The organism is Francisella frigiditurris (genome assembly GCF_001880225.1).
Taxonomy (GTDB): Bacteria; Pseudomonadota; Gammaproteobacteria; order Francisellales; family Francisellaceae; genus Francisella; species Francisella frigiditurris.
In genome coordinates this window covers 598,310-610,811 of sequence record NZ_CP009654.1, presented here as the reverse complement: position 1 = coordinate 610,811, position 12,502 = coordinate 598,310, and the positions used below count along the sequence as shown (strand labels likewise).

The window sequence follows — 12,502 nt, the reverse complement described above, 5'->3', positions numbered from 1 at the left end:
ATTATAAAAACACAACTAGAATTAATTATACACTTTTTTATGCTAACATAAAGTTTAAGAAAGTCATTTCATATCTTTTATTCACATGAAAATCTACTTAGTTGGCGGGGCAGTTAGAGATATTCTTCTAGGCATAACTCCAAAAGACAAAGACTGGGTTGTAATTGGAGCAAATGAAGAAAAAATGCTTACTTTAGGATACAAAAAGGTCGGCTCAAACTTTCCTGTTTTTATTAATCCAAATACTAAAGAAGAATATGCTTTAGCTAGAAAAGAGAAAAAAATAGGAAAAGGTTACTGTGGATTTGAAACAATCTTTGACAAAAGCGTAACTCTAAAAGATGACTTACTAAGGCGTGACTTAACTATTAACTCCATTGCCATGACTGAAAAAGGAGAAATAATTGATCCTTTAAATGGAATGCTTGATATAAAAAAAAAGATTTTACGTCACACTAGTTTAGCATTCACAGAAGATCCCTTAAGAGTCATAAGAATAGCAAGATTTAAAGCCCAATTATCAGACTTCAACTTTAAGATTGCTAAAGAGACTAAAGAGCTTTGTATAAAAATAGCTAATTCTGGAGAGCTTACTGATCTAAAAAGGGAAAGGATAAACATCGAATTCATAAAATCTTTAAAAAATCCTAAAATATTTTTTAATACTCTTAAAAACCTAAATAGTTTAGAAATTCTTTTTCCACACATTAAGCAACATTTCTCCAAATTACCAAAGAAAAGCTTTTTCATATCTAGCACATATGAACAAAGCAGTATAGAAATTAAAATCGCTTTAACTTTTTTTGCTTTTACACCGGATCAAATAGATAAATTAAAAACTGAACTTTATTTAAACAATAAACATTCAAAAATTATTAATGCCACTTGTTGTTTATTTCAAATAAGTAAAGTGACAAACCATGATGAAATACTTCTCCTAATAAAACAATCAAACGTATTAAGAGACAACATTCTTTTACAAAAAATTAAAATCGTTATGAACAAATTAAAAGAACTCATAAACTTAAATAATTTGGAAGAAAAAATAGACTCCACTTTTGAAACCGTTTCTAAATTACTAAAATTAAATTATAATAACGCTTTCTCAAAAGCCTCCTCTACAGACAAAAAGAAACTAGCTAAAACCCTGCAGCTGAATATTATAAAAAAACATTTTAAATTATGATACAATCACAAACTACTAAATGTTTGAGCAAACATACCTTATAAGAGTTATCAAATATATGAGAATTTTTTTAGATAAGCCTTTTCTGACAAACATAATAATATGCACTTTTGTTGAGCTAATAATTATATGCCTTGCACTCACATTAAATTTAACCCCTTGTCCATTATGCATATTACAACAATTGTGCTTAATTGGTATTCTTGTACTAAGCATTGTCGGGCTATTTAAATTCAAAAAATACTGGTTTATAACTCTAGCCATAATACTTTTTTTAGCTATTTTAGGGATATATTTCTCTGGTGCTCAAGTATACCTACAATACTTTTCCCCATCTAAAAAAATTGCTGCCTGTGATACAGTAACTAACTCTTTCATTATAAGCGCTGTAACGTCCGTATCAGGATCAACAAGTAGTTGTTCAGCAACTTTGAAAGAAATTCCTGGGCTATCTTTAGCTTCCTATAGTTTAATTATATTTATATTAATTACTTGCTTAAATATAGTCTCATTTTTAAGAAAAATATTTACTAATTCGAAGGAATCATAGATGTCTGAGAAAACAAAAGCTTTTTTATACAAAATTAAAGATAAATGGAATAAATTCTACGAAAAAATTAAATCCAAAAAAATATATTATGTTTCTTTTGTAATTGCAGTACTATTTATAGCTTGGTACTTCTTAGGCTCTCTGGGCTTAACTGTCGCTCTAATTTACTTCATCCAAAAAATTAATTTTGTTAAAAGACAATTTTTAAAACTAAAGAATAATCGACAAGCTGCTGGAATAACAATTGCTGTAACTACAGCTATAATGTTTGGTTTGGTTTTTGGATTTTCACAATTAGTAAAATCAATGATACAACAAGGCATGGCCTCTTATGTGCCTCAGCCTACGGCAGTTACTTCAGTTTTAGTAAAAGAGCAAGATTGGCAACCAATTATAAATACAATTGGTGAGGCTCAGGCCATTCAATCAACTGCCATCTCCTCTCAGTCTGGCGGTATAATCAGCGAAATTGCTTTCAAAAGTGGGCAAGAAGTTAAAAAAGGTGATCTACTCTTTAAACTTGATACTAGTCAATTAGAAGCAAGCTTAGAAGAAGCTCAAGCAAATCTAAAATTAGCTAAAATCACAGATGAAAGATATAAGCAACTTGTTGCCCAACGTGCAACCTCTAAAGAATCAGCAGATAAAGCAAATGCTGATTACCTTTCAGCAAAAGCTCAAGTTGACAACATAAGATCACAAATTGCATTTAAAGTCATAAGAGCTCCTTTTGATGGAAGAATTGGTATAAGAAACATAAACTTAGGGCAATATTTTAATAATGGTGATAATGCTGCAACGCTTACCACTATATCTCCTATCTTTATAACATTCCCAATCCCTCAAAACAAGGTTAATTTAATTAAGGTTGGCGACATTATAAGTTTTTATTCTGACACATTCCAAAATGAAACTTTTGAAGCAAAAATAACTGCTGTGAACTCTTTTATTAATAGTTCAAATAGATCTATTATGGCTCAAGCAATTTATAAAAATAAAGATCACCGAATATTACCAGGTATGTTTGTAACTGTTCATATAAACCTACCAATAGAAAAAAATGCTATAGTTATCCCGAGAAATGCTATAAATTACAACCTTTATGGCGAATCTGTTTACACTTTAAAAACAATTACTGATGATGACGGGAAACCTACAAAAGCATCTTATACATCTACAGCAGATGGAGGCATGAAAACGGTACAAACTGAAGATACTCTATACAAAGTTGGTCAGGACAACATAGAAGTTTTAGAAACTAAAGATAATCTTGCACTAGTATCTGGAGTAAAAGCAGGGGAAACAATAGTAACATCTGGTCAAAACAAAATAAGAAAAGGTGCAAAAGTTATCGTAAATAACTCTGTAGAACTAAGCAATGACATCTATAATGGAGATATTCAATAGTGGAAACAGAAGCTCCAAAAACTAATTTTATTAAAAAGCATTTTATAGACACTTTCATAAGAAGACCCGTTTTATCCCTTTCTATAAGCTTTATGATAATAGTAATAGGGATAGGATCCTTTTTCACATTACAGATTAGACAATATCCTTACATTGATAGTGCAACAATAACTGTTACAACAAATTATCCTGGCGCTAGTCCAGCAAACATTCAAGCTTTTGTTACCAGACCAATTGAAAACTCTGTTGGTGCTGCAAAAGGTATTGATTACATGACTTCTTCGTCAGCATTAGGAACAAGTACTATAAATGTTTATGTAAAACTTGGGTATAACACAAATGACGTTCTATCTGAAGTAGTACAATATGTTAATGCTGTTATAAATAGATTACCTAAAGATGCTTATTCTCCATCTATACAGGTTAACCCAGCAGATGACTTCCCTTCTCTAATTTTTGCTTTTACAAGTGATGTCATGACTCCTCCAGATATCACAGCATATATAAACTCTGAGTTAACACCTAGGCTATTAGCTAAAGGTGGTTTATCTAAGGTTAGTGTTTGGGGAAATAAGCCTTATGCCATGAGAATCTATCCTAATAAAGAGAAAATGGCTGAATATGGTATAACAGCTACGGAGCTTGCTGACAGTATTGGATCAAACAGCTTAATAGCTGCTGGAGGCGCTATACAAGGCCCATATCTTAACTATGTTCTTAATCCTGAAACTAGTATGTCTACAGCTCAAGATTATAGAAACCTAATAGTTAAGAAATCTGAGACACAAATAATAAGGCTAAAAGATGTAGCTAGAGTAGAATTGGGCGCACAAACTTATGACTCATCAGTAAAATTTGATGGTAAAACAGCTGTTCTAGCTGGTGCTGTTGTATCTCCTGATGCGAACCCTCTTACTGTTGTAGCTGCTCTTTTAGACGAACTCCCATCTATTAAAGAAGGACTTCCAAATGGACTAAATGTTGATGTAGCATTCAATAGTACATTATATATTGAAAGTTCTATCGAAGAGGTTTTACATACTCTATTTGAAGCAGTGATTATTGTTTCTATTGTTATGTTCCTGTTCTTAGGATCTTTTAGAGCAGTAGTTGTTCCTATTATTGCTATTCCGCTATCTATCATAGGCTCATTTTTCCTAATGAAGGTAATGGGATTTTCAGTAAACCTCTTAACTCTATTAGCTATGATTTTGGCTATTGGTCTGGTTGTAGATGATGCTATTGTTGTATTAGAAAATATTTATCGTCATATAGAAGAAGGAATGGAACCATTCCCTGCCGCTATTAAAGGAGCTAGAGAAATAGCTAATCCAGTTGTATTAATGACACTAACCTTAGTAGTAGTATATGCACCTATTGGTATGATGACAGGATTTACAGGAGCATTATTTACCGAGTTTGCATACTCACTAGCTGGAGCTGTATTAATATCAGGTATAGTTGCATATACACTTTCTCCAATGCTCTGTTCAAGAGTATTAAATAGAGAAATGCTTGATTCCAAATTAGTACATTATATAGATAGTTTTTTTACTAAGCTAACTGCCAAATACACTAGCATTCTAAAATTCGTACTAGAAGTTAAGCCATCTATTGCGATAGTCGGTCTAATTGTGACAGCAAGTTGCTTCTTTATGATGCGAGACATTAAATCTGAACTTGCCCCAATAGAAGACCAAGGCTTTATAGCGATAATGGGATCTGCTCCATCTTCTGCTAACATAAACTACTTAAATACTTTTAGTAATCCTTTAGCTAAAATATTAACCAATATTGAAGGAGAGCAGAACACATTCATTTTAAATGGTGTAATGGGTTCAAACGTGATATTTGGTGGATTTATTATGAAACCTTGGGATGAGAGAACAATTCTGCAACCCCGAGCTGCTCAAAAAATACAATCTGAAGTAACAAACATTGCAGGAATACAGACCTACACATATCAAACACCTTCCTTACCAGGTATCCCTAGAGGAGCTCCTATGACATTTGTTATTCAAGGAGTTACTGATTATGAGGCGATTTATGACATTGCCAATGATTTCATCGCTAAAATGATGAAAAGTGGTTTATTCGTTTTTGCCCAAAGTGATCTTAAGTTTGACAATCCTGTTACTGATATCAAGATTGATAGAGAAAAAGCAGGAAACTTAGGGCTCTCGATGAAAGATATTTCTAGCGTATTGCAATATAGCTACGCTGGAGGATACATTAACTATTTCTTCCGTCTAGGATATAGTTTCCAGGTTATTCCTCAACTCCCTAGAATGGATATGCTCACACAAGAGCAACTGGGAAGCATTTATTTAGACATAAAAACTCCTATAGAAAATATGTTTAACTCTCAAATTCCAATATCTGCTTTGGTTCAGTTTAAAACGAAAGGGCAACCACTTACATTAAATACTTTCCAACAGTTAAACTCAGCTACTATTTCAGCAGTTATGGCGCCAGGAGTCACTCAGGGTCAAGCAGTAGACTATATGGAAGAGTTATCAAAAGCAGAACTTCCAAATGGATTTTCATATAACTACTCTGGCTCTGTTAGACAATATATAGAAAACGGTAATACAATGATGATTGCTTTTGCTTTTGCCATTATCCTTATTTTTTTAGCTCTTTCCGCACAGTTTGAAAGTTTTAGAGATTCTTTAGTTATTCTAGTGACAATTCCTATGGCTATATCAGGAGCTCTACTACCACTGTTCTTAGGTCAATATCTTGGAGCATCATGGGCTTCCCTGAATATTTATACTCAATTAGGACTAGTTACACTAATAGGATTAATATCTAAACAAGGTATTATGGTTGTTGAATTTGCAAACCACTTGCAAAAAGTTGAGAAATTAAACAAGTACGATGCCATAGTAAAATCATCTTCTCAAAGATTAAGACCCATTCTAATGACAGTTTCAGCAATGGTTGTTGGTGTAATACCTCTAGTATTCTCATCTGGTGCTGGTGCTGTAAGTAGAAACTGTATTGGGGTCGTTATATCAAGTGGATTAGTAGTAGGTGCTATATTCTCTCTATTTGTTTTACCAGTTGTATATATGTACGTTGCTGAAGATAAATCTAAATTCCTAGAGAGAGAAAAAAAGGAAGATGAAATAATAGAAACTTTACAACAATCTGATCACTAATCCTCATTTACTTCTTTTATAAGATGCTATATATTGAAATTATCATAAATAATTTTGTATATTACTATGAATTCAGAATCACATTTACCTGACTCAAAATCACTTATGGCTCTAGCATGGGTTATTTGTCTAGTAACAACACTTTGCTATAGTTACGACTTCTTTATAAGAGCCGCTCCTGGAGTTATGGCAACAAACTTAAAAGATGCCTTTTCAATAAACGATACCCACCTTGGTTTTTTATCTTCTGCTTATTTTATTTCATATACAATAATGCAAATTCCAGCTGGTGTTGTATTGGATAAATATAATAGAAGAGTTGTTATAAGTGTTGCAACAGCATTATGTGTGCTAGGTAACTACCTCTTTTCAGCTACAGATTACTATGAAGTAGCCTTTTTTGGCAGAATACTTATGGGAATAGGTTCAGCTTTTGGTTTCATTGGCGCCGCTAAAATGGCCGCTATGTGGTTACCTCAGAGATTCTTTGCAACATTCATTGGTTTCACTACAGTTGTAGGAATTCTAGGTGGTCTTATGACTGATACAATCTTATCTTCTTTAGTACACAATTTTGGTTGGAAATCCGGAAATGCTGTATTTACATATATTGGGATAGGAATATTAGTCCTAGTTATCACGTTCGTACGAGACAACCCAAAACATGTAGAAAAATTTACACACTTAAGTGAAGCAAATTTTAAAGAAACAATTTTTAAAGTACTTAAGATTTTTGGAAATTCTAAATTTTGGGCAGCTAGTATTATAGGTGCCATATTGTTTATTCCAATAAATGTTCTAGGCTCTTTATGGGGTGTTGGGCTAATACAAGCAAAATTCGGGATAGATCAAGCAGGGGCATCTTCTATAAATGGTTTCTTATTTATTGGATCTGCTGTGGGATTTGCAATAGCTGCAATCATAGCTTCTATGACAACTAGATTTCGTTTTATGTTAGTTGTAAGTATCACGGCATCATTTACTCTGCTAGCTATAGTTGTATATCTTCCATTAAATATACAAGCATTCACTATATTCTATGTGCTATTAGGTGTAGTTGCAGGTCCTCAAGCAGTAACTTTTGCTATTGCAAAAGCAATATCTCCGAAAGGTACAGCTGGCTCGGCAACAGCTGGTGTAAATATGGTTAACAACCTTATACCTGTCTTTTTACTACCTTTAATTGGATATATATTGACTCACTATGGTACTTTAATGGTTCACACAAATACTAAGCTTGAAGTTTATACTATATCTAGTTATCAAACTGCTCTAAATATGGTATTAGTTCTTCTATTAATCTGCTTACCTATCTCAATATTTATACCAAAAGAAATAGAAGATAAATAAATCTTTTTTATCTAAAGAATCCAATTATTTACAAGAACATGCTATATCAAGAATTTCAGATAGTCTTTCATCTGAATCTGCTATAACTAATATCATAACTTTATTATTAGCTTCTAGATTTCCTATACAGGTAATAATAACCCCTTCTTTATCACCATAACTATAAGCTATACCTTTAGATTTCAAATAATCATGATAGTCATCTATAGTATATCCTTTTGGAACCAAAACATTATTATGACCCACCCAAGGCTTATACTCGCCATCTCTTAATTCATGCGCTAAGAAACCAGCATATATAGCACCTGTTTGACGAGCATTTACCTCTAAAACATATGGAATAATTTCTCCAGCAATTTCTCTTATAAGCAAATCAACTCCAACAACACCTCTTACACCGTGCTCTCGAAGTATTTCTGTCACTTCTGAACAAAGTTTTTGAACTGATGGGTATTTTTCAAACCTTGACTTATATTTATTTCCCAAGTGAGTTTGACCATCTAACATTTGATCACTTAATCCCAAAGAAATATCATCTTCTTTCTTATCCGCAATACATATCTGGAAAGCTGGAGAACCTAAATTATCAAGCCAAGGATCAATCATAAATACTTCGACCTTACTCATCAATTTTAAAACTTCTTTAAGTTCTTTTTCACTTTCAAATCTATGAATACCATATCCGGAACATGCTCTTGGAATAATAACTGCACATTCATAAATACCATGATTTTCATACTCTCTATATATCTCAAGAGATTTTTTTACATAATCATCACTAATTGTAGAAACCATATTAGTACTTGGAACCAATATGCCTCTATCATGTAACATTTTTCTTAAGAAGGATTTATCATTAAGGAAAACAGATAAAGATGTGCTTAATCCATACTCTTTACCATATCTAATTCCCATTAACTCTATTGATGTAGATGAAGTAAAAGGAACAATAGATACAAACTCCTTATCTTTGAATTCAGGAATTTGATCAGCATAGTTCATTACTAAAGTAGAAAATCTATAATGCTGCAATATATCTTCTATAAAAATGAAATTATCCATAGATATATAGCCAAGGCCAATCTCTTTAAAGTATTTAACCATTTGCTCTGCGACTTTCATGCTAGTTCTTGGCAATACAATCTTATGATCTTTTGCCAATAAACAAAGTGTTCTTGTTATATAGTTACTAACAAATGAGCTAACCAAATCTGCTCCATAAATATCAGTAGTATTAGGAATATGTATAGCTTTTTTGCCCCACATTTTTTCAGATAATGTATTTGTTATTTTTGTTGTAGACATATCTCACCTCTTCTTTTTTCTTTTAATTGCATGTGGGCGTCATAAATAGCTTTAGAAAAAATAGCTGTCATCTGATTTAATTTGATCTCATCTATTTCTAGTTTTGCTAAATCATAATCTGTGTCACTTGTTACTTTTTTTGACAAAAAGTCCTTAGGTAGATCTATACACACAGTACCAAGCTCACAAACTAAATAATGAGCAACTAAATGCTCAGCTAGTATATATGGTTTATCATACTGGATTTCTATACCTTGATCATGAAATTGCTTCGCTAAAGCATCTAATAGCTCTTGATTTGCAAAAATACCATTACGATGATCACCTGTAAAAAGCTCTGTTAATCGTAGCTCTCCCTCTTTATGACTATCTCTAAATAGCCTTATATATTCTTCTAAATTATCAGGTGTCTCTATGATCGCCTCAGCATACCTTTCTTGAATAATATTTGGAGAATATGTCGACATTGTATGCAAATCTATAGATACTGCATTATAGCTTTTTGCTATAGCTACAGCATGACAAAGATGCTCCATATATCTATCGTAAAGCTTCAGCAACTCTGCTTTAAGTTTTGGATGTTGATTATAATCTATTACGTTTCTCAAACAGTTTGGATATAATCTACCAGCGTCTAATATTGACCTAGGAAAAGATGGCTCTATTATTAAAGTTTTTAAATTAAATTTATTATAAAGAAATTTAGCTATCTCTTTAGCCAATTCTCTTGTACCAAAATCACACTCAATTTCTAGAAATTGCTCAAAAGCAACTTTATCAAGCTTTATTAATTCAGCAAATATAGGATAATCAAACTCTATAAAATCGCGTCCCAGCTCAGAATGTGGGCAAGTTAGCAAAACATCAAACTTTAAATCATCATCGGAATAAAAGTAAAAAGTCGCACTCTCGTGATATTTTACATATGATGGTTTATCTATCAAATTCACAGAAATATTAAGTTTAATTTAAAAATTATTATTAGAAAATTATAACAACTATATAAACAATAATAAAATCTAATTTTTTTTGGCATTCTTTACGTTTATACTTAATAGACACAATATTTTTAATAAGAAAACTTCTATGGATGATATAAAAGAAGAAAAAAGTGGATCCATTTTTGGCTTCTTGATAACTTCTTTTACTGTTTTTTTTGCCATTCTTATATTTACTATATCAATAATTATTTTTCACCAGATAAAGAAGCAAAGTGATTCATTATTTGACTATCAAATGCAGGTATCAGCTAAAGTTTTAGAAACCGTTTTTAAAATATATCCAACTTTAGAAGCAGCAGAAGAAAGTGTAATTTTTAATAATATGTCTAAATCATTTTTAAACGTTGAAAACTATAATGAAAATGTTGCTATTAGAGTTTATGATCCGAAAGATAAGAAACTTATATTAAAAACCTCTAATCTGCCAGATTTTGAAAAAAACAATATGCAGATAAACCAAGGCTTTGAAAGGATATATACAGTATTAAACGGAGGTCAGAAAAAATATTGGTACACCTATACTTTAACTACCGATAATGGAAACCTTATAACCATCTTTATTAATGATGCTGTTAAAGATAAAATATCTCACTCTGTAATTGTTAAAGCTTTAGGTTTATTAATTCTTACATACCTATTTTTAGTAGCATTTACATACTATATTTTAAGCTTAGCTCTCAGACCTTTAAAAAGAATTAATAAAAAAGTATCAAGACTTAATCCTAGAAGTAATGATAGACTCGATATGGATGAAACCCCTCAAGAAATAATGCCATTTGTTCAACAAATTAACTCTCTTATTGATAAATTCCAAAATATTCTTGAAAGAGAGAAGAGATTTTCTGGTGATGCTGCTCATGAGCTTAAAACACCAATAGCTGGATTACGGACACAAGTTCAAATTGCTCTAACTAGTGACGACCTCACAGAAATAAAAGAAAAACTCAAAAAAGTCTTAAACTCAGCAGACAGATATTCTCATATAATTGACCAATTATTAACCCTTAGTAGAATTCAGCCAAATGAGCAAATTTCTTTTGCTAAGAAACTAGGAATTAATAGAACAATAGAAACAGCATTAGCTGATGCCGCTATTAAAGCTATAGAAAAAAACATAAATCTTATATTTAATCCTTATAAAAAAGAGCTTTACTGTCAAAGTAATGATTATCTAATAAATATTTTAGTAAAAAATCTTATTTCAAATTCAATAAAATATACCGAACCTAATGGATCTGTAGAGGTCACAACTTATCTCAAAGATAAAAGTATTATGATAACAGTTAAGGATACTGGAATAGGTGTTCCTAAGGAAAGTCTAACAAGAATATTTGATAGATTTTATAGAGAAACCGGAACAAAACAAGAAGGTAGTGGATTAGGCCTAGCAATAGTCTCTGAAATAGTTAGACTCCATAATGGAGAAGTGTATGCAGAAAATAATCAAGATAAAGGAATTACTGTTACAGTAAGAATTCCTCTTATAAATAATTAACCTTTAATTACAATATATTTTGCTGCCTCTTCTTTACTAATTATATCTGTCTTCATTAAAAGCTCAATACTAGCTTCCATAGTAGACATCCCTTGAGCACTTCCTGTTTGAAGAGAGCTATAAATTTGAGAAAGCCTATTATCTTTTATCATATTTTTTATACCAGAATTATTAACCAAAACCTCATAAGCTGCTACTCGTCCACCGCCTTTTCTTTTCAAAAGCCTTTGAGAAATAACTATTTGTAGCGATTCTGCTAACATATTTCTTACCAGTTCTTGTTCCGCTGGAGGAAAAACAGAAATAATCCTATCTACAGTTTTTATAGCTGACATTGTATGCAAAGTTCCTAACACAAGATGTCCTGTTTCAGCAGCTTCTAATGCGAGCCTAATAGTCTCTAAGTCTCTCATCTCACCGACAAGAATACAGTCTGGATCCTCCCTTAAAGCAGATTTCAAGGCGGCATTAAATGATCTAGTATCCCTCTTAACTTCTCTTTGATTGATCAAACTCTTTTGACTAACATGTACAAACTCAATTGGATCTTCTATCGTCAGAATATGGGCTTCTTCTTTTTGATTTATTTCACTAACTAAAGCCGCCAAGGTACTACTCTTACCAGAACCCGTAGGACCCGTAACAAGAATTAAACCACCTCTTTTTGCCTGTACCGTTTTTAAAACTTTTGGCGCACTAAATTGGTCCAAAGTAGGAATCTTATTTTCTAAACGACGAAATACTGCTCCATAGCCTCTATTATGAAAAAAAGCATTTACCCTAAATCTAGCATCATTCTCTTTATTATCTATTGAGAAGTCACACTCTAGCGTATCTATCAGCTCCTCTTTTTGATCCTCAGTCATTATTTCCAATAACATCTGACTAATCATCTTGTCATTTAATACTGGGGAGCTTTCTATATCAACAAGATCACCATCTATTCTATATCTTGCTTTACAACCAGAAGATAAATGTAAATCTGATACTTTCTTTTGAACACATAAAGTTAGAAGTTTTTCTATCACAAGCGTACTTTTATAA

Annotated in this window: 9 protein-coding genes; 6 read left to right on the top strand and 3 right to left on the bottom strand. The window is 31.9% G+C overall.

Going from position 1 to position 12,502, the window contains the following annotated elements:
- The first annotated feature begins 85 nt into the window (after positions 1 to 85).
- From KX01_RS03070 to KX01_RS03050, 5 genes are all read left to right on the top strand, one after another.
- Positions 86 to 1,186, top strand: coding sequence for a hypothetical protein (locus KX01_RS03070; protein WP_071663595.1), 1,101 nt, complete (start codon positions 86 to 88; stop codon positions 1,184 to 1,186).
- A gap of 58 nt (positions 1,187 to 1,244) precedes the next feature.
- Positions 1,245 to 1,736 (top strand): disulfide bond formation protein B, encoded by a 492-nt coding sequence (locus KX01_RS03065; RefSeq protein WP_071663594.1) that lies wholly within the window; start codon positions 1,245 to 1,247, stop codon positions 1,734 to 1,736.
- Positions 1,737 to 3,143, top strand: a complete 1,407-nt coding sequence (locus KX01_RS03060; protein ID WP_071663593.1) for an efflux RND transporter periplasmic adaptor subunit — start codon at positions 1,737 to 1,739, stop codon at positions 3,141 to 3,143. It abuts the gene before it with no gap.
- 92 nt (positions 3,144 to 3,235) lie between these two features.
- Positions 3,236 to 6,307 carry an efflux RND transporter permease subunit gene (locus tag KX01_RS03055; protein WP_232223350.1) on the top strand — a complete coding sequence of 1,024 codons (3,072 nt, stop codon included), beginning with the start codon at positions 3,236 to 3,238 and terminating at the stop codon, positions 6,305 to 6,307.
- A gap of 66 nt (positions 6,308 to 6,373) precedes the next feature.
- On the top strand, positions 6,374 to 7,657 hold the full coding sequence (locus KX01_RS03050) for an MFS transporter (RefSeq protein ID WP_071664736.1): 1,284 nt from the start codon (positions 6,374 to 6,376) through the stop codon (positions 7,655 to 7,657).
- Positions 7,658 to 7,681: 24 nt separating this feature from the next.
- Here KX01_RS03050 and KX01_RS03045 read toward each other — a convergent pair whose 3' ends face one another.
- The gene (locus tag KX01_RS03045) at positions 7,682 to 8,962 is read right to left on the bottom strand and encodes an ATP-grasp domain-containing protein (RefSeq protein WP_071663592.1); all 1,281 of its coding nucleotides are present in this window, start codon (positions 8,960 to 8,962) and stop codon (positions 7,682 to 7,684) included.
- On the bottom strand, positions 8,944 to 9,912 hold the full coding sequence (locus KX01_RS03040) for a hypothetical protein (RefSeq protein ID WP_071663591.1): 969 nt from the start codon (positions 9,910 to 9,912) through the stop codon (positions 8,944 to 8,946). Before KX01_RS03040 ends, KX01_RS03045 begins: the two co-directional genes overlap by 19 nt.
- Before the next feature lie 136 nt (positions 9,913 to 10,048).
- Between KX01_RS03040 and KX01_RS03035 the strand changes: the two genes are divergently transcribed.
- The gene (locus KX01_RS03035; protein WP_071663590.1) at positions 10,049 to 11,458 is read left to right on the top strand and encodes a sensor histidine kinase; all 1,410 of its coding nucleotides are present in this window, start codon (positions 10,049 to 10,051) and stop codon (positions 11,456 to 11,458) included.
- Here the strand turns inward: KX01_RS03035 and KX01_RS03030 are convergent.
- On the bottom strand, positions 11,455 to 12,486 hold the full coding sequence (locus KX01_RS03030) for a type IV pilus twitching motility protein PilT (protein WP_071663589.1): 1,032 nt from the start codon (positions 12,484 to 12,486) through the stop codon (positions 11,455 to 11,457). The two genes, KX01_RS03035 and KX01_RS03030, sit on opposite strands and share 4 nt — an antisense overlap.
- Positions 12,487 to 12,502 lie beyond the last annotated feature (16 nt).